Here is a 23,609-nt window from a genome sequence, read left to right as displayed (position 1 = left end):
CGGACTCGGCACCGACCGAATCAACTGGAACGGAGGTCGCCTGAAACAAGCCGATCCACAGGTATTGACAATTCCTCGTTGCAGGTTGTCCGTGACGACTCAGATGTCGCTCAATGGCGGGCTTGGCTGCGAGAGCACACTCCTGATCCGTGGCGACCTGGCGAATGGGACGCGCAAACGCTGGTGTTCTGCGGTGACGAACACAACCCACAAACTTTCGTGACGCGTTGCCCAGACTGCCGTGTGCTCACCACGCGCACGACTTACTGCGACTATTGCATGCGAAGACACCGGCAAGCCAAGCTGCGCGCCAACGGAACTGACGTGCCCGAGAAAGTGACGCGAACACGTAAGCAGCAGATGACGTTTCCGGATCGAGAACGGTGCGTCATCACGCGCGATGACCGGAGATGCCCGCGCGTCGCCGATACCAAGAGCCTGTGTCACTACCACTACTACCAATGGCATAAGCGGCAGCGAAGGATTCGGTCGGGCACTATAAGGGAGCCCAACGCGGTGGCCCAGTCGTTGAACGTGTGGATCGAGCACGGGGGGCCCCACTCGATTCCACCCCCGCTCGATCTAGCGGAGTGTCTTGTTGCGGCCTGCCAGCTGCCGGCTAAGACGTCACGAATTCCGCTGTGCTCGATCCACTATGGGCGCTGGGAGCGCGAACAATCCGACAAAAGCCACGCCGACTGGGCCCTGTGCGCTGATCCGGCGTTGAACGCTAATCAGTTCTGGCTAGGGCAACTGCCACCGTTGGTGATAGACGAGATCCTCTACGCGCTAGCGGTGCGCGATAGCAGAAACCGCAAGCTCAATCCGAGTGTGATCCGTTTGGCCGTCAACGGACTCGTCGAGTATGGGATCGAATCGTTTGCAAAGCTGACCGATAGCGAGGTAGCCGACATGGAGACCCGCCGCCTCACCCAGTCGTATCGATCAACGGTTTTCGAGTTCGCCCGCGATGTGCGGGAGGGGTTTCGGTCATTCCAGGGTGTCGACCTGAAAGGTCAACTGCATTGGGATCCCGTCGAGATCGGCCTTTCTCGTGACCCGTCGCCGCTACGGGGCACGCGACGCCGAAAGGGCGTCGACTTCACCCTCATCGAACAAGAATGGTTGCGCACAGCGGCAATGAACTACTGCCGCGATCTGACGACGACTACCTATCTTTACGATGCGTACAGAGCGGCGCTGTATGGCTCTGAAGTGTTGGGCAGACGACGGGACCGAGGATCGGATCCTTCTCAGCTCGGACAACGCGACGCTGACCGCGTCGCCAAACGGATGGCCGAGGAAAGCGATGCCGACGGCCGGCTGCTGAACCGCGCCTACCGGATGGCGAAATACAACGTATTCTTCAAGATCGTTGAAAGAGGTGTGCAACTCGAACTCATCACTGGTCTTCCCACAACGTTCGCCCGTTCCAAAAAGCACGTGTTTCACCAGGCCGAGCGGCGCAACCGTGAATCGAAGGACACCAAGGCATTACCGGACAGCGTGGTAAGAACTCTCGACGCGAATCTTGACCTATTGGCCGCTGGCCGACGTCACTACCTGATGACCGAACCCCAAGTAAGAGCCATGTTCCGCACCATCTATCTGTTGATGCGGGACACTGGTCGTCGACCGATCGAAATCTGCGCCCTCCGCACCGACTGCATCGGCGGAACCGCCGATGAACCCGTCTTGCGTTGGTACAGCTATAAAATGGGCCGACCGGGCCGCGATCTTCCCATCGAAGCTGCTCTGGCCCGAGAAGTCCAGGAGTGGCTGTCTGTGCGTGGAGCGCTGAGCATCCCAAAAGCCTCACGCCCGTGCCTGTTTCCGGCGGTGAGTGAGGTCGCGGCGGAGCCCCACCTTCATCCAAGGTATTTCGCTGCCACGTTGCGACTTTGGGTTCAAAGCATCCCGTTCATCGGGTCGGGCATCGTCGACTCCGACGGCAACGAGATTGATTTTGATCGGTCCAACATCTATCCCTACAGTTTTCGTCACACTTGGGCGCAACGGCACGCCGACTCGGGCACCGAGATCGAAGTCCTTGCCGAGTTGCTCGACCATGATGGCCTAGATACGGTCGGCGTCTATTACCGGGTCAGTGACAAACGCAAACGCTCGGCAATTACAAAGGTCGCCCAGCACACGTTCAACCACCTAGGCCAACCCCGCCCGCCGGTCGATGCATCGACCTACCAATTACGGTCGCTCGCAGTGCCGTACGGCAACTGCACCGAACCAGCCAACGTCAAATCAGGTGGCCAGACCTGCCCGATTCGATTCCAATGCTCGGGCTGCGGTTTCTACCGACCCGACGCCTCCCACCTGGTGGCCATCGAGCAGGAGATCCACGACCTTCGCAAAAACTATGAACACGCCCTCGCCATGGAGGTCGAACCCTACGTCCTGCAGTCCATCGACGGCCAAATCGCCAGCTACCTCCGCATCGTGGCGGAAATGAAGAAGAGGATCGACGCCATGAGCGAGGACGACCGCAACAACCTTCTCGAGGCGGCAACCATCATGCGGCGCATCCGCGCCGGGCAGCGCCCGCAGCTGAAAATTCAACCGGTCACTACATCCGAGGACCCCCGATGACGACCGCACCCGAACCCAGCCGTCAACGGCCCCCGCATCTGGCGGCCGCACAGCACAAGCACTCGCGTGACAAGCGGCAACGGGTGCGGGCCGCGCTGCAAGCCATGATCGACGAGGGCGCCACCGTCACCTTCGCCGCAGTGGCACGCCGCGCCGGCGTCTCACGATCGCTGGTTTATACACCCGGCGTCCGAGAAGATATCGATATCGGGCGGGCACAGCCGCTGCGGTCCATCCATCGACCCGCCGCGGCGCCCGTGCCTCGCACGGAGGTGCTGCTGTTGAAGACACGGAACGACAAGCTGCGCAGTGAGGTTGCCCAGCTTCGACGCGCTCTGCGCGAAAAGCTGGGCGCCGAGGTCGAATTCGGAGACGCGGCTTCGCTTCGACGCGAGATCGACGAACTCCACCACGACAACGACTCCCTGCGATCTCAGGTCACTGAACTCAACGCACGAGTCGAAGCTGAACGCATACAGCGCATCGAGGCAGAGGACGCGTTAAGCGCCTCACGTGAACTCGTCAAGAAGATGATCAGAGACGACAACTCCACCTGACTGCCACGCGTCCGGACAGTACCCGGATTCGTCATCCATGTCGCCGGGGTCTTCGCGGGAATCTGTACCGCGGCGACATATGAGATGCACACTGCTGCAGCTTCCGGGGCGTGCGGCAGGCCCGGGTTTCGGCCTGGCGGGCGAAACCGCAATTGAGTTTCAGCAGCCTCATATCCGCCCTGCGTTTCCTAGAACCGGCGCTTCGCGCAGCCGTTGCCGACGTCGTGCTACAGATGTAGCGACATTCTCGGCGCATCCTTGTCGGCAATACCGCGGGGGGAGCAGCCCTTTCGCCCCATGCACTGATGACTTAGCCCGTTATCGCGGCGAGCTGGCGGCTGTCGACAAAACTAGTCGGCCGTCGTCGAGTAGGACCGCCCATCTGCGGGCGGCCGGTACGATCATCTCGTCGCCGACGTAAACACCGTGGCCGGCGGTCGGCCCGAAGTCCTCGATAATGACCCTCGAACTTCATCGCCGGTGCTGGTGTTGACCAACACCGGCGTGTCGACGGCAAAACCCTTCGTTGGAGTTGCTTATCTGCTCTCTTTCGCCAAGATGTCGGGCGACCATGACCGGCCAGCCCGATCCGACAGGCCACGCAGCCGCGGCAGATTGCACGATCCGGGACCGCCACGTCGATGACATAAGGGTCTTGGAAGTCAGCGGAACGGTCGACACTCTCACCGCCCCGCAGCTCGAAACAGCGTTTCACCGCAACGGCCGCCTCCCCCCCGCGCGGTAATCGTCGACCTCAGCGCCGTGGACTTTCTGGCCTCCGTCGGCATGGGACTACTGGTGCAAGCCCACTGACCTGGCCCCGCGAATCGGATTCGCCGTCGTGGCCGACGGTCCGGCCACCAGCCGCCCGATGAAGCTCACCGGTGTCACCAACATCGTGACCGTGGTCCCTACCCTCGACGAGGCAGTCGCCGCAGTCGCCGCAGTCGCCACATAACTCTCGACGGGCATCGTGGCACGAGCATTTCGCGGTGAAATGGTGGGTGGTCATCTAGGGTCTTGTCTTTCGCTGCCGGCAGGCGGGGGTCAACAGGATTACTCCTTCGAGCCGGTTGGGGTTAGATTCCAGCCGTATCGCGCGCTGTTCATTGGCTCTTGGGTGGAGCCGCCAGCTCGGCGAATCCTTCCTTTATGCCTGGACGTCGAAAAAATCGGTCGACATGACGGCTTTGGGCGTGTCACCCTCGATCGCTGTGAACCAGGATTCCGACCTTTGCGCGAGCAACCCCGCCATGGTGGAAGCCGAGTACCGACAACGCGTCGAACGTCACCGCAGCCAGGCGCGCTCCCGCTACCGCGAACATCTGACGGATATGTTCGACCAGCTCGGTGTCGCAGTTCCCGATGAACTCGCCGATGCGACGCTGGACGCGCTGACCGTGTGGCGCTACATCGACAGCGGAGCCCGCTGCCATTGTTCCTGCCATCCTCGACTGCCAGAAAGCGATCTGCACGACTACGGATTCGATTGTCCCTGCTCACGCACACCCGAGGCCCGTCGTCACGCCGTGAACCAGTGGCGCGAGAGCATTGCGCGGTTCTGGCAATCGCCTGAGGGCCAACGGATCACCGCCGCGGAGCAGGCCGCCGACGCCGAACTGCAGGTCTGGCTCGCACGGCAGCCGGGCGTCCTTGTGCACAGCCACGGCGGCCTGGCTCCCGAACAGTGGCGCGGTGAAATCGATGGTCATAGCTTCTATTTTCGCGAGCGCCACGACCAGTGGTACATCGAGCTCAATCTACGACCGAGCGGCCGTTTCGTTCGGACTGTGACCGGCGCTGGCGACGACGGCGCGATCCGATACCACGAGCGCGAGTTGCAGGGGGGCGACGTCATCGCCACCGGCACCACCGACACCGAAAACTATGGGACAACACCCCTGGAGCGAGCACAGTTCATCGTGGACATGATCCGCACCCACCTCACCCGACGGGAGTGCATCCATCACCTCGACGCCCTGACAGCGATCCAGGCCGCGCTCGGCACACCACCCCGCTGGTGCCCCGCGTGCGGCATCCGACTGCCCTCGCCGTGAGCCGCCGCGAAGTGCCCTTTGGGGGTCTATTGGGGGATGCGCTCGTGAGGCAAGCCGTGGTGGACCCGTTGTGTGGCAGTTGGATACAGCCCCGTGGGCACCGGCGTTACCTCATCAGATTGTCACCGGGTGGCCGACAGAATGTCACCCGGTGGTCGACGTGTTGAGGTGGTTGGCCCATCTCGGGTAGCTACCGACGCTGCGCAGCAGCGGCGAGGCCAGCGCGGCGACGATCTGCTGAGGATTGTCGCCGAGGTCTTCCAGGGAGGCTTCGGTCACCCGTTCATACAGGTCTGCGGTGTAGACCGTGCCTCGCTCGCCGAACCTTTCCTCAGCCAATGTCAACGATTGTGCGCCGCGCAGCCCGTTCATCGACAGTGCTAGGCGCCAGCTGCCGGTGAAGCCCCAGCGCCGGGACACCGCTGCCGCGAGCCGGGCGAGCAGACTCAAGTGACCGAGGATCAGCGCTTCGAACACAACGGAGGCATCCGGGGGTGGCGGCATCACGTTGCCAAACGACCAGGTGGCCACGGCGCGTTCGGAAGCCAGGATGAGTCGTCCGGATTCGGTGAAGACGACTTCGGCGGCGTACTCCTTGCCCTCGAATCGGGCGCCGTTCGCCATTCCGGTGGTGACCGCGACTCCGTCGGCGCGCCGGGCGAAACCGCCGGCTTGGGCTAATGTCGGCGCGTACTGCTGGTGTTCACGTGTGACGGCGGCGTGGATGAGTTCGATTGCGGTGGAGGGCCATTGCGGATCTTCGGTCAACGCTACCAGCATCTCCTCGGGTGCCCCGAGGGGGTCGGCGACGGCCACGAACAGTGGGGCGTCGGCGCCGACGAGGTCGGTACGGATCGCGCTGGCCTCGGCGCGCAGGTCGCGCCGGTCGGCGAGGCGACGGTCCAGTAGTCGTACCACCTCGGTGTTGGACAGCACGCGGTTGGTCTTGTCACCGCGGCCGTAGTAGCGGCCGTCGGCCATGTGTGGTGCTCGCGGGGAGACCGGGATGTGCACGACGAGATAGCCGTGTCCGGGGCGGGTGGTGGATTCGATTTCGGTGGTGCGGATCTGGACGGCTTCCTCGACCCGCATGCGGGCGATCTGCTCGATGCGTTCGGCCAGCCCGTCCAGCGCGACTGGTGACAGGCTCGGCGGTGAGGTGTCCTCGTCGACTCCGATCACGATGATGCCGCCGTCGAGGGCGAACGCGGCGATGTCGTTGGCCAACTTCTTGTTCGCCGAGTTTCCCGACTCGAGTTCGCGTTTGATGTCGAGACGGTGGGTCTCTTCCAGAAGCCCGTTGCGGGCGCAGTGCGCCAGCTCCTGTTCGGTGCGCGGATCCCAGTTCAGCGGTAGAGACTTGGGCGGCTGGTCGTTGTTCATCGGTACTGGATGTTGGCGCTGGCGAAGTACCGGTCGAACTGTGAGCTGGGGCCGTGGACCAGGCTGTCGAGGAGTCGGGCGCGTCGGGCTTCGGGCTCGGTCACCCGCATGCCGATGATGCCTTTGCCTTTCTCGCTGATTGGTTGGCCGCTAGGCAGCTCGCCGCGGTGGCCGTCGACGCTGAGGAGCAGGTCGCGGTGAATCACCACGCCGTGGTAGCGGATGTCGAACCAGTGACCGTAGATCTTGTTGTCCGGGAATCCGCCGGCCTGCGACCACGCCTCGGTCCATGGCTGCCCGTCACGGTGGTCTTTGCCCCAGGCCAGGGTGATGGCGGCGTCGTCGTGGAACACGTACACGTTGTGATGGCCATCGTCGGTGACGACGTCGGTCACCTCCGTCCAGTGCTCCGGCAGGCTGTTTTCCACGGTGTCCAGGATCGTCAAATAATTCATCGTCAATTCTCCCAGGTGTTTTCGTCAGGTGATCGGTATTGCTCTGTGGTTGATGGTCCGGATCGCCGCGAGGCGGTCAGGTACCGAGTTGTTGGCGCAGGGCGTCGAGGTCCTGTTGCGCGAGGTCCAGGATTTCGGCCGCCGCCGGCGGGCAGTACCTGATCGCCTTGTCGTTTTCGACGATAACCAGGTGGGTGTCGCCGGCGAGGATGAAGTGGGCCTTCTTACCCTTCTTGTGGGCAGCGCACGGGCGTTCGTGGTTGGTGCGCGGGGTTTCGACGCGGATGTGGCGCAGGACCGCTTTGGTGGTAGGCATGCCGACTCCTTCAGGGCACGGTGCGGGGTGTTACCCGCGTGGGGACAATTGGGTTTGCAGGGTGTCGCGGACGGTGTCGGCGATGTCGTCGATGCGCTCGAAGATGGTGCTCATCTGCTCCCGGGTCCACTCCGCTCGTGTGTTGTTGTCCATGCCGACGGCTTCGTTGATCGCGGCGTGCAGGAGACGGATGACGATGGCCGAGTTGTGTTGGCGGCGTCCGCCGGTCACGGCCATGAGCTGGTGACCGCGGTGGGGCAGACCCAAGTCGGACAGGACGCGGTTGGCCACCGACTTGGTCCGTTCGTTGACCCGGGTTCTCGCCGATTGCCGTTGGCGCTGCGGAGAGACCGGAATCGGTTGCGGGGCAGGCGCCGCGGCGGCCGCCTGTTGGGCCATCAGTTGCTCACGCAGGCGCTCGCGGTCGACCAAGGTGGCCAGTCGAACCCCGGGGGCGACTTCGCGGTTGAGGATCTCGTCGAGGACCCGGTCATCGGTGGGGTCGAGGTAGGTGTGCTCGACGAAGTCAGTGAGGATCTCGTTGTCGACGAGCATGCCGTCGTCGAAGCGGCGAGCGCGCGGCTCGCCATCTCCGTCGCCGTCCCCGTCTGCGTCGGTGTTGCCGGCCACCCAGCCGTGCACCAGAGCTTGGTCGTCGAGATCGAGTTCGCGGAACTCCGCCCAGCGGGCGTCATTGTTGAGCCCGACGTGGGAGATGATGTGGCCCTGGTTGTCGGGGTGCTCGGGGGCGCCTTCCTGCACGACGCGCATGACCCGTCCGACGAACTGGATGTAAGGTGCCAGGCTGCGGAAGGGGCGGAAGATCGCCGCGACGCTGAGGCGGGGGTGATCGAAGCCTTCGCCGAGCATCTGCACCTGCACGATGCAGTCCAGCTGTCCTTGGCGCAGCCGCTCGATGACGGCGTCCTGGTCGTCCTCATCCATGTCGGAGTGGATTTCAGCGGCACGGTACCCGCACTCGTTGTAGAGCGCGGCGACCTGACGGGCGTGGTCGACCGAGCACGCCGCGGCGATGATCTGGTGCTGGATGCCGGTCTGGGCGCGCATGCGGTTACACGCCTGGATGCTGGCTTCCACGATGTGGCGGTTGCACTCGGTGCTCAGCGCCACACCGCGGCGAAACCACGCTTCCTCGCGCAGCTGTAGAACTTCGTCGAGGGTGTGGCGGCGGGTGTCGTCGCGGTAAGTGAAGTAGAGCTCCGCGGGCGCGACGTTGCGGGAGTGGATCTGCTTGATGTAGCCGGTGATCATCGCCCGGGTGAACGGGTACCGGTAAACGACCTCGCCATGCAGCTGCTGCTGATCAGACCGAAACGGCGTCGCAGTCAGGCTGACGACCTTAGCGTTGGGGAAGCGGCGGAACACCTTCTGCCAGCTCTCAGCCGCGGCGTGATGTCCCTCGTCGACCAGAATCATGTCGAAGAAGTCTGCGGGAAACTGGGGCAACCAGCGGTCGGCTTGGCTGGCCAGCTGCTGGATGTTGCACACCACGAAATCGCTTTCGATCGCGTCGTGGATGTTGGCGTTGGGCCCGTCGAGCACCGCCATCCAGGGCCCGGCGGTGAAGTCCGACAGCACCCGGCACTTGGTCCAGAAGCATTGCGGGCTGGTGATATCCACCGCGTCGGCGACGCCTTTGCGGATGGTCAAATTCGGGGTAATCACCAGCGTGCGGCCGCGCGCGATACCGAATGGCAGCGTGGCCATGATGCCGGTCTTGCCGCACCCGACGGGGATCTGCACGATCGCCGGCGCGGCGTTGGCGGCGAAGTGCTCACGCACCGCGCGGTGGGCGTCGCGCTGCGGGTCGCGCAACGCGGCATTGGCTTCAATGTCGGCGTTGGCGGTGGCGAACACACTGCTGTCGGCGCCGGCCGCCGCGGCCTCTTGGGCGCGGCGGTACTGCAGCCGAAACGGCTCCAGGTCAGCGCGCCGGTAATAGCGGTAGTCACTGCCGGGGCGCCGCAACGCGGGCAAGGTGCCGTCGCGATCCCAGCGCCGCAACGTCTGGGCGGACACCCCGAGATAAGTCGCCGCCTCCGCCACCCGCAGAAAGCCCTCATCAACCATAGGGATTATTATACAACATTAATCAACCCTCACAAGATTCTGGTATGGTGGGCCGCAGCAGTACGGTGCCGCCGCCTCTCAGCGGTGCGGACCGGGGCGGATCTTCGAAAGCGAGGTCGTGATGGGAACCAACAAGCGTGTCGTTCAGCACCGCGACGACGGCAACTGGGAGATCCGCAAGCCGGGTGCTGCCCGGGCGAGCAAGGTGGTGAGCACCCAGGCCGAGGGCATCGCTCGGGCCCGCACCATCCTCGGAAACGACGGCGGCGGCGAAATGCAGGTGCGGGCACGCAACGGCACCATCCGCGCACAGGACACCATTGCACCGGGCAACGACCCGCGTCGGTCCAAAGGCTGACCCCACCGTCTGCGACCCGAAGATCCCTCCGTCCAGGTCTTCGCCACGGCCAGCGACCATCCCCGGGCGGATGGAGAAGGAGATCGAAATGCGGATCGGATTGGACGCGTTGAGACGCGCCATGGAGGAGCCCTGCCGGATCGAGGCGGTGCTCTACGCCCGACCCAGCGCGGCCGGCCCGACCTGGACCCGCAGCTATCTGAAGTCGCCCCGGTTGCCAGTGGCCCACATCGAGCACTGTTTCGCGGATCGGTTCGACAGGCTCGCCCCGCTCCCGGCCGCCCGTGCCGCCGACTACGACACCTGCCTGCACTGGCCCACCGGCTATCCCGAGGGGGCCCAACGCCTCATCAATCTGCTCAAAGAGGTGCTCGTGCTGCCTACCGAGGACGACCACCTCGATCTGGCGGTGACACTGGACTGGTACAAGATCCTCGACCCGACGGTCGCCTCGACTGACTGGGAAAACACCGTAGCCGGCGGTTTGGTCCAGAAGGCGAAATATTGGGTCAGCAACCCGCGGATCCAAAGAGCGTCGGCGAACCGGCTCATCGAGCTGCTGTCGGAGGTGGTCGAACGCCATCCCGCGTTGCGGGCTGCGCCGTTTGTCGTGTCGGTCCCGGGTTCCAAGGGTGACGGCAACTCCGTCGGTGAGTACATCGCCGCCGGTGTCGCCGAACAGGCCGGCAAGACGCTGATCAGCACCACCGGACCGGCGCGGGAACCCCGAAAAGGCGGCGGTGCCGCCGTCGGCCTGGACGGACAGTTCGTGCTGCCCGCCATGGTCGAGGGCGCCTGCATCGTCGTCGACGACGTGTATAAGTCTGGGATGACCATGCGCGCAACGGCGCTGGCCGCCCGGAAGGCCGGCGCTACGGCGGTGTACGGAATCGCGGCCGCGAAGACCATCAGTGGCTGAGCAGGCAGCGTTCGACGCGAACCTGCGGGCGCTGGTGGCGTTGGAGCGCTACCGCACGCCCGCCAAGACGATCGCCGCCTTGCTGCAGGCCGGCAAAGACTTGGTGAGCCGGGAATGGGACGTCCTGGACACCAGCACGCGAGACACACTGTCCCGCCAGGCCGATGACCTCACGCAGCGGGGCGTGGTGGCGATCAACCTCGACGACGGTCGTTTTCCGTCATCGCTGATCGTCAATGGGCGCCCGGTCGTGGCGACGCTGTTCTGCTCGGGCGATCTCGATCTGCTCACCACGCCGTCGGCAGGCATGTGCGGATCACGCAGAGCCACCCCGCTGGGACTCAAGGCCGCCCGTGCCTGCGGCGAGGAAGTCAGCGCGCGTGGCCTGGCGGTCGTGTCCGGGTACGCCAAAGGTGTCGACACCGAGACTCATCTGGCCGCATTGGACCGCGGCGGCACCACGGTGATCGTGCTGGCTGAGGGAATCAACCGGTTCCGCATCAAACGTGACTTCACCAAAGCCTATGACCCACAACGCATTCTGGTCGTCTCCCAATTTCATCCCGCACAAGCGTGGGCGTCGTACGCGGCGATGGCGCGCAATCACGTGATCTTCGGCCTCGGCCGAGCGTTGGTCGTCATCGAGGCCGGAGACAAAGGCGGCACCCTGGCCGCCGGCCGTGACGCGCTCAAACGTGCTCGGCCGGTCTTCGTGCTTAACTTCGGCGACGAGACGCCGGCGGGCAACCGGTTGCTGATCGAGGCCGGCGCACGTCCGGTGCGGTCGCGGGAAGAACTGGGCCAGGCTCTGGATGCTCTGGGGGAGGAACCTCAGCAGGGCCTCCTGCTGTAACTCCAACAGCCCGGTAATTGCGTGTCCAAATATGCCGATCCGATAAGTCGGTGGTAGGTTGCGGATACCGACCTGAAAGGGAGTCCCGGATGGACGACTTCGCTGACCCGCCGGTGAGTGCGACCGCGATGCTGCCGGTGGTGCGCCCGCATCTGCCGCGCTTGGGCGAGATTTTGCACAGTGCCTGGCGTGACTATCAGCTGCTGCGCGACCAGCCTGATTCTTCTTTGGGCCGGGCGGGGGCGGCGACTCGGGCCATGCTGGTCACCGACTTCGTGCGCGCCCCGGCGCACCGGTTGTTCGCCGGTGTTGCCGGAGCGGCGGTGGCCGATCGCTACGGCCGCCCGTGGGTCAGCCTTCAGGGTGGCCGCGTGCAGCTGCGGTTTAAGAGGCTCACCGCGCAGCTGCGGGTGTGCCCGTCAGACACCGAGCGTCAAACCCGCCTGGCCTATCACCTCGGTGATCCCTGCTTGCCAGGTGCGCCCGAAGCCACCATCCTCACCGCGGGCTACGTCGTGGACGATAGCGGTACGAGGCTGGCCGGCACCCATCTGGTCTGTCACCTCGGTGAGGAGCCGTTGTACTCCTTCGCCCTGCCGCGAAGCGCCACGACGGCGCGTCAGCTCCCGCTGGTTCCGTTGTCGGCGCCGATCATCCGGTCGGCACGCACCGTGGTGCGTGAACGCCTCGACGGTCAGTCAGGAGTTCGGTGAGCGAGGTCGTCGCTCATCCCCGCCTGGTATCGCTGGTGCGCGAAGCGCGGGGGTGGTCACAGACTGACCTCGCCGAAGCCGCCGGCGTCAGCCAGGGTTTCGTCTCCAAAGTTGAATCCGGGTTGCTGGATTTGCGCGGAGAGCACCTCACCGCGGTGGCGGCCGCGCTGGATTGCCCCCCGCAATTACTCGTCGACGACACCCCCGTTCAGGGGCTGGAAGTCACCTGTCTGCACCATCGCCGACGCCACTCCAAAATGACCGCGGCGACCAAGCGCCGCATCGAGGCGATCACCCACCTGACCCGGGTCTCGGTGGAGGGCCTGCTGCACGGCATCGAGATCGTGCCGCAGGCGCGGCTGGAGCGCATGGACATCGACGAGTTTGGGACGCCGGAAACAGTGGCGCGGGAGCTGCGGATCCGGTGGCGGGTCCCGTCGGGTCCGATCGCCAACGTGGTGGGACTGCTGGAAGCCGTCGGTGTGATCGTGGTGATGCGCCCGCTGGGCACTACGGCACAGGATGCCGTTTCGACCTGGCCGCACGACCCTGATCGCCCCCCCATCATGGTGCTCAATCGTGGACTGCCCGCTGATCGACAGAGATTCACCACCATGCACGAGGCCGGGCACCTGGTCATGCACAGCGTGCCCGGTGACTATCAGGAACGCGAGGCCGATCGGTTCGCCGCGGAGTTCTTGGCACCTGCAGACGAAATCGTGCCGCTGCTCACGGGTTTGACCACCGCGGAGTTTCCCCGATTGATGCAGCTGAAGGCGCAGTGGGGGATCTCGATCGCGGCGTTGATCCGCCGCGCCTATGACCTCGACCTGATCTCTGAGCGCCAGTACCGGGAATTCCAGATCAAGCTGGGGCGGTTGGGTTGGCGCACAGTCGAACCGGGCACGTTGCCCGGTGAGACTCCGCGGACCCTGAACTCGGTGATCGACGTGCACGTCACCGACCACGATTACTCGGTGCACGATCTCGCGCGGGCAGCGGTCATGACCGACGACGCATTCACCCGCAACTACCTGGTCGGTCAACATGATTCACCCCGCACCCGACTGAGAGTGGTGGCGCCATGACCGACATTCCCGGCGATACTGAACTGCCGGCATCGTCGCCGCCGTGCCGGATCTCTGCCCGCCCGCTTGCGGGATTCACCTCAGACCTGCTGGTGCAGGCCGAGTGTCATCGCACCGTCGCGGCGACCTCGCTGGTGCACACACACGGCGTGGGCGTCGTGTACGCGGTGGACCCGCAGCGGCGCGCGTATGCCCGGCCCGACGCGGCGGGGGCGATCCACTACACCCGCAAACACGCCCCGCACGCCGACATCCTCATCGACGCCAGCCTCTACACAGGAAAGAACCGCAAGTTCGCTTCTGCTGCCCCGCAGCGAGACTGGATCAGCTTCCAGCACTATCACGGTCTGACGTGGGCCCTGACCGATTCGGGATACTGCGCTGACGGTGATCTCGGTGGTCTGACCGCCACGCTGCAACGCGGTGCCGCCTTAGGTCCGCGGGTCATCGTGGCGCTGCCGCTCGCCGGCAGTTGGGTGGTCGACGAAGCCAGCACGGTCAAAGATCTGATCGATAGACACTCCACGCCAGTGGCGCTGATGGTCGAAGACGAGAAGGACCCGTTCGACCAGCCCGGCGCCGTCAAGGGCCTCGTCGAAATTTTGGGCGCCGAGACCCCGGTGCTGTTGCTGCGCTCCGATGCCGCCGCACTGGGCGCGATAGCCCACGGCGCCGCGGGAGCCGCCGTGGGCACCACCTCGACCTACCGGCACATCTACCCACTTCGAAACGGGGGAGGAGGCGCGCAAAATCTCTCCTTCTTCATCCCTGCGCTGCTGGGCTACTTCCTCAACAGCCGCTTCGAGAACAGCTACCGCCTAGATCCGAGCTTGCCTGCCTGGCGGTGCGACTGCACCTACTGCGCCGGTGGCGACCTGACTTGGATCGCCTCTGATTCCGTCCCGGCCGACGCGGCGTTCAAGCACTCGGTGGCCGCACTGGGCGACATCGGCGCCGCCCTGACCGCCGCGGTCTCTGCGGGGCTGTCGGCGCCGGCGGCATGGACCCAACTGTGTCTACAAGCCCAACTGGAGCACTTCACCGTCAGTGAGGCCACTGACGGGCTGTGGCTTCCCAAAGACTCACTGGCGCAGTGGGTTCGGGTATCGCCGTCGGCTGTAGGAGTCTGACACACCCGACGGCCAGCGCGTGCGCCAGCAGACGTTCCTCCCAGTACCGCGTGGCGACAATGCGCGGCGCCCGCCGGGTGTCGTGGTCGCCACGCACCAACACCTCGGGGTCACCGTGCTGGCCGACGTAGACAACGCCGACCCCGGCATAGTCGGCTTCTGACAGTCTGATCGTCGCAGGCCGCTTCCCGGTCAACACGCATCCGGCGCCGAATCCGCGCAGCTGGCGCGCCGCGGTGACCGCCTGCCGCCACGGCGCCGACGAGGCCACCCCCACGATCTGCAGCGGTGCCGGCGGCGCGCCGCCGGCACCGGTAGCCGACTCCCACCGCGACAATGTTGGCCGATCCAGAACCGGGCCGACCCCCCCGGCCAGGCGATCGTCCAACGCCGCCGACCACCGGATCAGCGGATAACCCCGGCATCCCGACAGTTCGGTAACCGGCAGCGCCACCACGGTACCGACGATGCTGGCCACCGCACGCTCCACCACAGCCAGCTGCGCATCCTGTGTCTGCGGTGTCACGTCAGCACCAAGCATCGGGCCATCCTGCCTGACGTCCTTGCCAGCCGCCGCGCCGGGACCGTCGGTCATCGCCGGCCAGTCCTGGGCCCACGAACACGCTCAGCGGCGAACACCCGCAGATCGACACCGGTGGTAGTGAACGCGACCCAACCACCCACGGCGATACCCGCCTGATCAAGCAGTGACGCCGGCAGCGTGAGCTGGCCGCTGTCTGAGACTTTGCGGGCGCGTCGAGGGTCCCTGAGGCCATACCCAGGAATCGGCTCGTCGGTGGAGCGGATGACCAGTACGCCTCGGTCACGGCGAGAAGCGCTGACCACAACCCACGATCCCGGCCGCACTCCGACCCGCACCGACGTTCGGGTGGGAATGGTCACCCGACGCAGGCTACTGACTTGGCGCGGCCCAATCGGCATCGATGTCATCCTGATAAAACTAGCATTTAAGGGCTAGAAAGCGTTGTAGTGACGCGTGTTAGCGCAGTAATGCCCGGACACGTGTGTTGCGGTCGAACGCCACTGGTGAAGAGCTTCACCGTCGCGGATAGCGCCGGGGTGCTATATGGCGGCGGACCCCGCAGTTGTGACTTCTTACGCTTCGTGAGCAATGTTGACCTGCGAACTGTTGAGTTGCGTGTTGTCTCAGAACTCGACCGCCGGGGGTCCGTCCCACGTTCGTGACCAATGTTCGATCTTCGCGAATTGCTGACCGCAGCAGCTGACGTGAGCCGATCGCATCTCGGTGAGCTTTCCGCGCCGCGCCCGATGATCCGCCGCAGGTGGGCCTAGCGGGTGCCGGGGATGAACAGAAATGTGGACGTGCTTGCAGCATTGGCCAGGCGATCGACGAGGGTGCCAGTCCTCCCGTCGAGCGGCAGTACAAGTCGGCGTTTCCGACGTCGTTTGCGGGGGCAACATGGCGGCTAAACTGTACTCTGCGGTACATTATCCGCAGGCCGCCCGACCGTAGGCAGATTACGATGCACTATGAGCAGCGCCATTCGCCAGCCTTAATGGAGGTAGTCGGTGGCGTCGTGGTCAGGCGGCACTCAGCACGGGTCTGTGACCGCTGTTCGTTCCGAGTCGGAAGGGTTTGCCATCGTTTCGCTGACCTCAGTGGCAATTGTTTCGGTCGTCGCCTTACTCTCGCCGCTCAGTGTGCGGGTGTTTCGGCTGCCAATGCCGGCGATCGTGCTCGAAATCCTCGTAGGGGTCATCGTCGGTCCGCAAATGCTTGGCTGGGTGCGCATGGACGACGCGCTTCAAGTGTTGTCGACGATCGGCTTGAGTTTCCTACTCTTGTTGGCCGGACTGGAAATTGACGTCCAGCATCTAAGGGGACCACTCTTGCGCCGCGCCTCGGGGGCCTTCGTGGTGTCGTTCGCTCTCGCGGCATTAGTGGGTGTCACGCTAGGCCTAGTGGGGCTCACTCGGTCACCGGTGCTGGTGGCTGTGATCCTGTCGGCAACCGGGCTGGGAATCATCCTCCCGGTTCTGAAGGACGCGGGAGTTGTGGAATCCCGAGCCGGTCAAGTGATCGTGGCCGGTGCGTCCATTGCCGAGATCGTGCCCATAGTGCTTCTTTCCCTATGGTTTTCAGAAGACACGTCGGCCGGCGTTGGCGCCAGGCTCACGCTGCTGGCGGCGTTTCTCGGGTTCACAGCTGTTGTTATCGCCGTCGTTCTCGGCCTGGAGCGCGCCCGCACGTTCTGTAAGACGCTGCTCGATCTGCAGGACACCACCGCCGAGATTCGGGTCCGCGCAACTGTGGCCTTGCTCTTGGTTTTCGCGTCTCTGGCCACAGCTTTCGGACTTGAGTCAATTCTGGGGGCGTTCCTCGCCGGAGCGGCATTAACCTTGCTGGACCGCGACGAGGACATGACACACAGCCATTTCTATACGAAGCTGCATGCCGTCGGCTTTGGCGTCTTCATCCCATTCTTCTTCGTTGGGACCGGGGTGTCGCTCGACGTCCGAGCACTCATCGACCACGTGCCCGCCCTGGCCAACGTCCCCATCTTTCTCGTCGCCCTTCTCATCGTTCGAGCCGTACCGGCCGTCTTGTACCGTCCGTTGCTCGGCGGTGGGCGCCAGGTCTTGGCGGCGGGACTGTTACAGGCCACGTCGCTGAGTATCCCGGTGGTGGCCGGAGGAATTGGTGTGGAACTTGGGCTCCTGCAGCCGGCCAACTACGCCGCGCTAGTGGCCGCCGGGCTACTGTCAGTCATCGTGTTTCCGCGTATGGCTATATTCCTGCTGGCGAGCCGAAGGAGGAAAGAGCCGGCTCCATCGGACATCTGCACAGGAGACACCTCGCCCTGACCACTGGCTGTCATTAGGTCGAAAGCGGTCGGTAAGGTCGGAAGAAGTTGCGTAGTTCGTCCGCGTAGATGTCGGGTTCCTCGAACGGCGCGAAGTGGCCTCCGCGTGGCGGATGGCTGATCCATACCGTGTTGGCGGTGCGGTGCAGCCAGGCCTCGGGTGGGGTGAGGATGTCGGCGGGGAACAAGGAGAAGCCGGAAGGGACATTGACCCGACGTGTGTGCTGATTGAGCGGGATGTGCGCGTTCGCGTGGTAGATGCTCATCGAGGATCCGATGGTGCCGGTGAGCCAATAGATGGTGACGTTGGTCAGAATTTCGTCCTTGGTGAAACTTCCCTCGATGTCGCCGTTGCAGTCGCTCCAAGAGCGAAATTTCTCGACTATCCAGGCGGCTAGGCCGCTGGGTGAGTCGTTGAGGCCGAAGGCGGCGGTGTCAGGTTTGGTGCGGTGCATGGCGGCGTAGGCGCCTTCGGTGTTGGTCCACGACGTGACCGCCGTGAGCCAGGTCCGCTCCTCGTTCGTGAGATGGCCGTCGGCGGCGCCTGCCGGCATTCCGGCGTCGAGGCGATGCAGTGCGGTGACTCGGTCGGGGTGATTGAGGCTGAGGTAGCGGCACACGCCGCTACCGATGTCGCCGCCTGCTGCGCCGAAGCGGGAGTACCCGAGGTCGGTCATGAGCTGAGCCCAAAGATCGGCGACGGCAATGGAGTTGAGCGGCGTGCCGGTGGGCTGCATTGAGTAGCCGAACCCTGGCATGTCGGGTACGACGACATCGAAGGCGTCCGACGGGTCGGCGCCGTGGGCCCCGGGGTCTGTCAAGAGCGGAATGACCTTGGTGTATCGCCAGAATGAGTCTGGCCAGCCGTGGGCCAGGAGTAGGGGCATGCTTGGGCGCCCACCGGCCGTCCTCGCCTTGATGTGCGCGTAATGGATTGAGGCACCGCCAATCTCGGTGTGGAAGCGTGGTACTTGGGTCAGTGCGTGTTCGTGATTCGGCCAGTCGTATTCCTCGGCCCAGTATTCGACCAGCTCGCGCATGTAGGAAAGACTTGCCCCGAGCGACCACCCGGTGCCCGCGGTACTGGCCGGCCAGCGGGTCGCACGCAAGCGTGCGCGCAGGTCGGCCCACTGGATCGTCGTCGGCGGTGTGACGAATGGTCGCGGTGCAGGGTCGGCGGCCGATGACAGCGCACGATTACCGTCGGTCGCGGGCGAGGAGCTATTCATCGCTAATCGGTTGGGGCTTTATGCAACGTCGCAATCTTGCAGGTATGCAGTGGGCAGGAGCTGATGCGGTCATGAGTCCGTGTGCGGATTGTCGTGTGTTCGCTTAGGGGTGGTCGTCCAGGCGCGGAACGTGTCGAGCAGGCGTTCTCGGAAGCCTTCGTCGAGTTGATCGGGCTGAACCCGCCCGAGGGTGTTGAACGTCGACCGGAACTGTTCGACGTAGTTGACGCAGCCATCACATTCCAGCAGGTGCGCGTCAAATCTGGCGGTGACGTCGGGGTCGAGCGCGCCGTCGAGGTAGTCAGTGACCAATTCGACGAGTTGTTCGCAGATGAACCGCCCCAGGTTTTCCGCCGCTGCTATACGGGTTGACGCTCTCGGTCGAGGGCGCTGTAGTGGGCGTGCTCGTACTCGGTTGGGCTGACCATGCCGAGACTGGAGTGCAGTCGGTTCTCTGGGGGTCTGGCCTGAAGCTCGTGCGAATCTCCGGTGTTTGTGCAGGTCCCGCGGCTGTTCGTTGAAATTATCGTGCGCTACAGGTGTTGTGCAAGCGTTTCGTTCGGGTGTGTTATCCGGTTGGCCGGGACGAATTGAGTCCTGTCATCAGTTCGCGGTTCGCGGCGCGGGCGGCGGCGAGGTCCTGGTCTCGTTGTTCAAGTTGTAGCCGCTGGTCGACGACTTGCTGTTCGAGCGATACGACGCGTTGTTGGAGCTGGTCGATGTCGGTGGGTGCGCCGAGTCCGGTTGCGCGCCAGGCTTGTTCGCCGAGCAGTTCCGATAGTCGTGTCTCGAGTTGTTGGGTGCGTGCGGCCATGCGGGCGCAGCGTTGCTGCGCGGCGAGCAGGTCGGCTTGAAGTGAGGCGCGGGTAACGGAGGGCCCTATGTCTGGTTTGTCGGGTGGCTCGGTTTCGGCGGCGTGGATGCGTTCGAGTAGGTCGCGGTGGCGGTAAAGGAAGGTGCGGTCGACCCCGGCGCGACGAGCGATGTCGGTGACGCTGAGTTCGGTGCCGTCGGTGATGGCGTTGTCGAGCGCGCTGAGGACACGTTGGCGGCGGCGGGTGGAGTCGGCCCGACGTCCCTGGATCATCGCGTCGACGGCGGCTGTGTTGGTGGTCATGTCGTTCTCTCCGGGCGTAGGTCGGGCGGGGTGTGGCGGGTACGGGGCATGCCGAGGGTGACGCTGCGGTGTTGGCGTGCAAGGGTGACGGCTTGCTGAAGTTGTTGGCGTTGTTCGGGTTCGAGTTCGTCGAGGCCGTGGCTGATCTGGTCGATCAGGCGGCGGATCCGGCGGATTTCTTCGTTCGAGGGCATCGCATCGGCGCGTGCCCAGTCATCGAGTTCGGTGGTGGCGAGTAGGCGTTCGCGGGTGCGCAGCAAGTCGTCGAGGTAGGCGTGCAGGTCGGGCAGGTAGGAGACGTCGGTGCGGAAGTGGTCGCAGCCGGCGCAGCGGAAGCGGAACGGGCAGGCGCCGCCCCCGGCTTTGACGTTGGAGGGTTCGGCGCAGACACCGAACGGGACGGCGACCTGACCGACGGCGCGTCGGGCGTGTTCGGAGGCCAGCAGCGCTTGGGCTTGTCGCCAGATGCGGTTACCGTGGCGGTCGAACTGCATCGCGGTGACGCGGTCGATGGCTTCGCGGCGGCGGGTTTCGCCGATGCGGTAGTAGCCACTGGTGGTTTGTAGTTGGCGGTGCGACATCAACTCGCGTAGCACTTCGACGGGAACACCGGCGTCGGCGTGGCGTTGGGCGTAGCTGTGCCGGTAGCTGTAGAGCACGATCTTGGATTTGTCGTATTCGACACGGTCGACGTTGTGCAGGACGGGCATCGCATCGACCCACGTGCGGTGGGCGAACGCGACAGTAAATGGGGTGATCGCGCGGCTCCCGTCGGGATTGCGGCGGTTGGTGGGCAGCAGCTTGAGTTCACCGACCGGGGTGTGTGGATAGCGTTGGTGAACCCGTTGCTGCTGGGCGATGATCACGGTGGCGGTCTGCTCGGTGATGGGCAGCCGCTGGGCGAGCCGGTTGGCTTTGTGGTTGTGATAGACCAGCACGGGTAATCCGTCGTCGTCGCGGGTCAGGCAGTCGAAGTTCAGGGCGCAGATTTCCTCGGGACGCCGGCCGGTGTCGATGGCCAACTCGACGGCGGTGCGTATCTCCGGCGAGGTCAGTCGATCCAGGTGTGCGCACAGCTGGGCCATGATTTCCGGCGGTAGGTCGCGATTGGGTTCTCCTGGTTCAGGTTCGGCGGGGATGTCGCTGACCGCGATCGCGAAGTCCTCGCCCAGGCCCGCGGCTAGCCGGTCGGGTCGGGTCAACCCCATGGCCCGGATTCGGGTCAGCACGGCACGGACCTCACGGCAGGCCCGGATGCGGGCGTCGTCGCTGATCTGCCCGACCGATTCGAGGTAGGCCAACCGGTGCAGGAATGCCTCCATGTCGGTGCGGCCTAACGCTGCCGGGTGTTCACCGCGGTCGGTACGCATCCGCAGCGACTCCGACAACCGTGTCAGGCAGCCGATATGGTGGCGCACCGACAAGCCGGCACTGGTGCGCCGCCCGGCCCGAACACGTCGTTTCGGCAGATCGTCGGCGGCCCATCTTTTGGCCGCCTCCCGCAGCCAGTGCTGGCTGATACCGGTGAACGATAGGGTGCCGCTGTGCCCGAACACCGCCAGCTCCCAAACATCGGTGACCACTTCGGTTTCCGGGGTAGACAAGACGCGGCGAGCGTGGCCGGCCAGGCAGTTGGCCAGGCCGGTGAATTCCAGATCGCGGTCCTCGCCGATGGTGTAGTCAGCCAGCGAGGCCACCCGCTGGGCGCGGATGTCGTTGACCAGCACCCGTAGCACCGCATCATTGGTCTTGACCGCGTTGATCCGGCAGCGCTGCTGCAACCCCGCCAGCAGCTGCGCCACCACCAACGGACTCAACCCACGCAGGCTCACCTCACCGCCGCGCCCTATCGCTGATTCGGTAGCCTGCCAACATGATTCGTCGAGACCCGGGTCCTGCTTCCGGAGGCTGCGCAGCCGTTGCTGGTGGGCATCGCAGTAGAGCCCGGCAGGATGGCGGCGCTGCCGGACGCAGGCCTGGACCGAGCAATCAGGCAGCAGCGGAAGCGGTTTCACCGTCTGATGCGTGAGAAACGCCGAGAATCCGACTCCTGGCATGCGGCGCTTCTGTTCGGCATGCGCCGAGCACAACCCCGACCGCAGCGACAGCCATTCCCGCGCGCAACCGTGCACCCGGCAGCGTTCCGGACCGCGGCGCTGACTGCGCCGTTCCCGAGGCGGCAGTGCGGCGACCTCAGAGGCATCGAGCCCGTTCTCGATGAGCCGTTTGCGGCACACACCACAGATTCCCGCCGCCCCGGTCGCGGTCGTCGCGCAGCCCTCGGCGCGGCAGATTCGGCGCCCCAGCAGCGGATGTTGCGGTGCGAACACCAGGATCTGCCGGGCAGGATCCCAGCCGGCCTCGGCCAGGAAGACCGGGTCGACCACGGCAGCGATCCGCCCGACGTGGTGGTCGATCGGCCTGCCCGCGAACACATACTCCCCGGCAGGGGCGCCTGGTACCGGTGCCAGCGCCAGCGCCTGCGCCTGCGCCTGCGCCTGCGAAACACTCACCGGTCGGTCCCGGCGAACTCACGCGGGCTGGCAACCCGATCGACGGCCTCACGCAGCCGGCCCGGATCGGGGTGCAGGTAAACCTGCGACGAACTCATCGACGCGTGACCCATCAACGTGGCGATCTCATCCAAACCGCTACCCGCATCAGCCAGATTGCTGCCGAACGCATGGCGCAGACGATGCGGCGTGACATGCTCAATCCCGGCCCGCCGCGAGCACGCGGTGATCACCTCATTGATCGCGTCCGGGCGCATCGGCGCCCCGATAGGTTCCCGAAACAGGTTGACCAACAAGAAATCCGACTCACCCGCCCGTGGCACAGCAAGCCGCTCGAACTGGTAGCCGTCGAACCCCTGCACCACCAGGAAATCCAGCGGCACCACCCGCTGGCGGCGGGATTTGGCCCACGCGCCATTCGGATTATCCCGGCGCACCACATGCAGGTGAGCCCGCGGGAACACGCAGCCCAGCACCCGCGAGTCGGCCAGCAGATGAACATCGGAGCGCCGCAACCCACACAACTCGCCGCGGCGTAGCCCGCCACGAGCCATCAACAACACGATCAGCCGATCCCGCGCCGACCGACAAGCCCGCACCAACGCCACGATCTCGGCATCGCTGGCCCGGTCCACCGCCGCCTCCGGCTCATGCAACCGATGCCGCGCCCGCATCCGCCAAGCCACATGGTGGTCCTCGCCGCGAGCCTGCGCCGGCAGATCACTCGCATCGGCCAGCTCGTAGATCAACCCCAACAGCTCGCCCGGCGCCTGCCCGGAGGTCACTGCGTGGGCGACGAACCCCCGCACCGCGGTCAGCACACCGTTGATCCGTCGGGCCTCACGTACCGGTTCCGCCCCCGGACCCGCCAGCACCTGCCCACCCACCACAGGATCGACACCACTGGCCTGCGGCCCGGCGTGGCGCAGCCAGATGATGAACAACCCCAGCGCTGCCACCCCGTCATGCCAGTGCCGGCCGCTACGAGCGCACCAGCGCAGGAACAACGCGATACCACCCGCATACGACCTGGTAGTCAGCTCCGAGCAGTCACGGCCGAATCGGACATGCCGTAAGAACGCATCCGCTTCGGCCACCACCACCAAATCCTCATCGAGCACCGTCCAATAACGCGCCCCCGACGGCAACTTCACTAGAAACGCCCGCACCCCGATCTCCTTTCGCAGCAGGCAGCTTTACCACTACCAGCCACGAGCACCACACCCCAGGAGATCTGTTGCAGAACCGGCCCGTGTCGCCGAGCTACGCAACGTCACGCAACAGTCTGACCAACCCCAGAAAAAGCCTTCGGTTGTTGTACCACTCGACCCAGGCTGCTGTCGCGTACTCGACGTCGGCGATGGTCCTAAACGGCCCCGG

Annotated in this window: 21 protein-coding genes; 11 read left to right on the top strand and 10 right to left on the bottom strand. The window is 64.8% G+C overall.

Going from position 1 to position 23,609, the window contains the following annotated elements:
• From ACJH7A_RS28015 to ACJH7A_RS28000, 4 genes are all read left to right on the top strand, one after another.
• A partial coding sequence (locus tag ACJH7A_RS28015; RefSeq protein ID WP_406803091.1) for a hypothetical protein occupies positions 1 to 223 on the top strand: 223 nt, incomplete at its 5' end.
• A 101-nt stretch (positions 224 to 324) separates the two neighbouring features.
• A complete protein-coding gene (locus tag ACJH7A_RS28010) occupies positions 325 to 2,604 on the top strand; it encodes a tyrosine-type recombinase/integrase (protein ID WP_406803090.1) in 2,280 nt (759 codons plus the stop codon).
• Positions 2,601 to 3,161, top strand: coding sequence for a DUF6262 family protein (locus ACJH7A_RS28005; RefSeq protein ID WP_103799476.1), 561 nt, complete (start codon positions 2,601 to 2,603; stop codon positions 3,159 to 3,161). Before ACJH7A_RS28010 ends, ACJH7A_RS28005 begins: the two co-directional genes overlap by 4 nt.
• A 1,181-nt stretch (positions 3,162 to 4,342) precedes the next feature.
• Entirely contained in the window at positions 4,343 to 5,218 is an 876-nt protein-coding gene (locus ACJH7A_RS28000) for a hypothetical protein (RefSeq protein ID WP_258045173.1), read from the top strand.
• 144 nt (positions 5,219 to 5,362) lie between these two features.
• Here ACJH7A_RS28000 and ACJH7A_RS27995 read toward each other — a convergent pair whose 3' ends face one another.
• The 4 genes from ACJH7A_RS27995 to ACJH7A_RS27980 form a co-directional block, all read right to left on the bottom strand.
• Positions 5,363 to 6,601, bottom strand: coding sequence for a helix-turn-helix domain-containing protein (locus tag ACJH7A_RS27995; protein ID WP_103799474.1), 1,239 nt, complete (start codon positions 6,599 to 6,601; stop codon positions 5,363 to 5,365).
• Positions 6,598 to 7,056, bottom strand: coding sequence for a hypothetical protein (locus ACJH7A_RS27990; RefSeq protein ID WP_103799473.1), 459 nt, complete (start codon positions 7,054 to 7,056; stop codon positions 6,598 to 6,600). Before ACJH7A_RS27990 ends, ACJH7A_RS27995 begins: the two co-directional genes overlap by 4 nt.
• A 76-nt stretch (positions 7,057 to 7,132) precedes the next feature.
• Positions 7,133 to 7,372 carry a hypothetical protein gene (locus ACJH7A_RS27985; RefSeq protein WP_103799472.1) on the bottom strand — a complete coding sequence of 80 codons (240 nt, stop codon included), beginning with the start codon at positions 7,370 to 7,372 and terminating at the stop codon, positions 7,133 to 7,135.
• A gap of 30 nt (positions 7,373 to 7,402) precedes the next feature.
• Positions 7,403 to 9,463 (bottom strand): DEAD/DEAH box helicase, encoded by a 2,061-nt coding sequence (locus ACJH7A_RS27980; RefSeq protein WP_103799471.1) that lies wholly within the window; start codon positions 9,461 to 9,463, stop codon positions 7,403 to 7,405.
• Positions 9,464 to 9,584: 121 nt separating this feature from the next.
• Between ACJH7A_RS27980 and ACJH7A_RS27975 the strand changes: the two genes are divergently transcribed.
• The 6 genes from ACJH7A_RS27975 (at position 9,585) to ACJH7A_RS27950 (ending at position 14,524) form a co-directional block, all read left to right on the top strand.
• Positions 9,585 to 9,821 carry a DUF2188 domain-containing protein gene (locus tag ACJH7A_RS27975; RefSeq protein ID WP_103799470.1) on the top strand — a complete coding sequence of 79 codons (237 nt, stop codon included), beginning with the start codon at positions 9,585 to 9,587 and terminating at the stop codon, positions 9,819 to 9,821.
• Between the two features lie 88 nt (positions 9,822 to 9,909).
• Positions 9,910 to 10,740 (top strand): phosphoribosyltransferase, encoded by an 831-nt coding sequence (locus ACJH7A_RS27970; RefSeq protein WP_142394589.1) that lies wholly within the window; start codon positions 9,910 to 9,912, stop codon positions 10,738 to 10,740.
• On the top strand, positions 10,733 to 11,593 hold the full coding sequence (locus ACJH7A_RS27965) for a DNA-processing protein DprA (protein WP_103799468.1): 861 nt from the start codon (positions 10,733 to 10,735) through the stop codon (positions 11,591 to 11,593). The genes ACJH7A_RS27970 and ACJH7A_RS27965 overlap by 8 nt, the downstream gene beginning before the upstream one ends.
• An 89-nt stretch (positions 11,594 to 11,682) precedes the next feature.
• The gene (locus tag ACJH7A_RS27960) at positions 11,683 to 12,306 is read left to right on the top strand and encodes a hypothetical protein (protein ID WP_103799467.1); all 624 of its coding nucleotides are present in this window, start codon (positions 11,683 to 11,685) and stop codon (positions 12,304 to 12,306) included.
• On the top strand, positions 12,303 to 13,394 hold the full coding sequence (locus tag ACJH7A_RS27955) for an ImmA/IrrE family metallo-endopeptidase (RefSeq protein WP_103799466.1): 1,092 nt from the start codon (positions 12,303 to 12,305) through the stop codon (positions 13,392 to 13,394). The genes ACJH7A_RS27960 and ACJH7A_RS27955 overlap by 4 nt, the downstream gene beginning before the upstream one ends.
• A complete protein-coding gene (locus ACJH7A_RS27950) occupies positions 13,391 to 14,524 on the top strand; it encodes a hypothetical protein (RefSeq protein WP_103799465.1) in 1,134 nt (377 codons plus the stop codon). Before ACJH7A_RS27955 ends, ACJH7A_RS27950 begins: the two co-directional genes overlap by 4 nt.
• Here ACJH7A_RS27950 and ACJH7A_RS27945 read toward each other — a convergent pair.
• Positions 14,439 to 15,050: a hypothetical protein gene (locus ACJH7A_RS27945; RefSeq protein ID WP_406803089.1), complete on the bottom strand. Its 612-nt coding sequence runs from the start codon at positions 15,048 to 15,050 to the stop codon at positions 14,439 to 14,441. The two genes, ACJH7A_RS27950 and ACJH7A_RS27945, sit on opposite strands and share 86 nt — an antisense overlap.
• Before the next feature lie 1,061 nt (positions 15,051 to 16,111).
• On the opposite strand from ACJH7A_RS27945, the gene ACJH7A_RS27940 reads away from it, so the two are divergent.
• Positions 16,112 to 17,371 (top strand): cation:proton antiporter, encoded by a 1,260-nt coding sequence (locus ACJH7A_RS27940; RefSeq protein WP_219819104.1) that lies wholly within the window; start codon positions 16,112 to 16,114, stop codon positions 17,369 to 17,371.
• A 13-nt stretch (positions 17,372 to 17,384) separates the two neighbouring features.
• Here the strand turns inward: ACJH7A_RS27940 and ACJH7A_RS27935 are convergent, their stop codons facing one another.
• The 5 genes from ACJH7A_RS27935 to ACJH7A_RS27915 form a co-directional block, all read right to left on the bottom strand.
• On the bottom strand, positions 17,385 to 18,599 hold the full coding sequence (locus ACJH7A_RS27935) for an epoxide hydrolase family protein (protein WP_103799463.1): 1,215 nt from the start codon (positions 18,597 to 18,599) through the stop codon (positions 17,385 to 17,387).
• 69 nt (positions 18,600 to 18,668) lie between these two features.
• Positions 18,669 to 18,932, bottom strand: a complete 264-nt coding sequence (locus ACJH7A_RS27930; protein WP_406803092.1) for an anti-sigma factor family protein — start codon at positions 18,930 to 18,932, stop codon at positions 18,669 to 18,671.
• Positions 18,933 to 19,167: 235 nt separating this feature from the next.
• On the bottom strand, positions 19,168 to 19,716 hold the full coding sequence (locus ACJH7A_RS27925) for a DUF6262 family protein (RefSeq protein WP_226519162.1): 549 nt from the start codon (positions 19,714 to 19,716) through the stop codon (positions 19,168 to 19,170).
• Positions 19,713 to 22,229 (bottom strand): tyrosine-type recombinase/integrase, encoded by a 2,517-nt coding sequence (locus ACJH7A_RS27920; protein WP_406803088.1) that lies wholly within the window; start codon positions 22,227 to 22,229, stop codon positions 19,713 to 19,715. The genes ACJH7A_RS27925 and ACJH7A_RS27920 overlap by 4 nt, the downstream gene beginning before the upstream one ends.
• Positions 22,226 to 23,398 carry a site-specific integrase gene (locus ACJH7A_RS27915; RefSeq protein WP_226519167.1) on the bottom strand — a complete coding sequence of 391 codons (1,173 nt, stop codon included), beginning with the start codon at positions 23,396 to 23,398 and terminating at the stop codon, positions 22,226 to 22,228. The genes ACJH7A_RS27920 and ACJH7A_RS27915 overlap by 4 nt, the downstream gene beginning before the upstream one ends.
• Between the last annotated feature and the right edge of the window lie 211 nt (positions 23,399 to 23,609).

Origin of the sequence: Mycobacterium sp. SMC-17 (assembly GCF_045310915.1) — a bacterium.
In the GTDB taxonomy this organism is placed as follows: Bacteria; Actinomycetota; Actinomycetes; order Mycobacteriales; family Mycobacteriaceae; genus Mycobacterium.
Note: the sequence above shows the minus strand (reverse complement) of the source record. Positions and strands in the feature narration are given on the sequence as shown.

Excerpts from the sequence above, each read along its gene's own strand:
- ACJH7A_RS27980 (WP_103799471.1), bottom strand. The coding sequence starts at position 9,463 with ATGGTTGATGAGGGCTTTCTGCGGGTGGCGGAGGCGGCGACTTATCTC.
- ACJH7A_RS27925 (WP_226519162.1), bottom strand. The coding sequence starts at position 19,716 with ATGACCACCAACACAGCCGCCGTCGACGCGATGATCCAGGGACGTCGG.
- ACJH7A_RS27985 (WP_103799472.1), bottom strand. The coding sequence starts at position 7,372 with ATGCCTACCACCAAAGCGGTCCTGCGCCACATCCGCGTCGAAACCCCG.
- ACJH7A_RS27990 (WP_103799473.1), bottom strand. The coding sequence starts at position 7,056 with ATGAATTATTTGACGATCCTGGACACCGTGGAAAACAGCCTGCCGGAG.
- ACJH7A_RS27995 (WP_103799474.1), bottom strand. The coding sequence starts at position 6,601 with ATGAACAACGACCAGCCGCCCAAGTCTCTACCGCTGAACTGGGATCCG.
- ACJH7A_RS27935 (WP_103799463.1), bottom strand. The coding sequence starts at position 18,599 with ATGAATAGCTCCTCGCCCGCGACCGACGGTAATCGTGCGCTGTCATCG.
- ACJH7A_RS27950 (WP_103799465.1), top strand. The coding sequence starts at position 13,391 with ATGACCGACATTCCCGGCGATACTGAACTGCCGGCATCGTCGCCGCCG.
- ACJH7A_RS27960 (WP_103799467.1), top strand. The coding sequence starts at position 11,683 with ATGGACGACTTCGCTGACCCGCCGGTGAGTGCGACCGCGATGCTGCCG.
- ACJH7A_RS27975 (WP_103799470.1), top strand. The coding sequence starts at position 9,585 with ATGGGAACCAACAAGCGTGTCGTTCAGCACCGCGACGACGGCAACTGG.
- ACJH7A_RS28000 (WP_258045173.1), top strand. The coding sequence starts at position 4,343 with ATGACGGCTTTGGGCGTGTCACCCTCGATCGCTGTGAACCAGGATTCC.
- ACJH7A_RS27970 (WP_142394589.1), top strand. The coding sequence starts at position 9,910 with ATGCGGATCGGATTGGACGCGTTGAGACGCGCCATGGAGGAGCCCTGC.
- ACJH7A_RS28005 (WP_103799476.1), top strand. The coding sequence starts at position 2,601 with ATGACGACCGCACCCGAACCCAGCCGTCAACGGCCCCCGCATCTGGCG.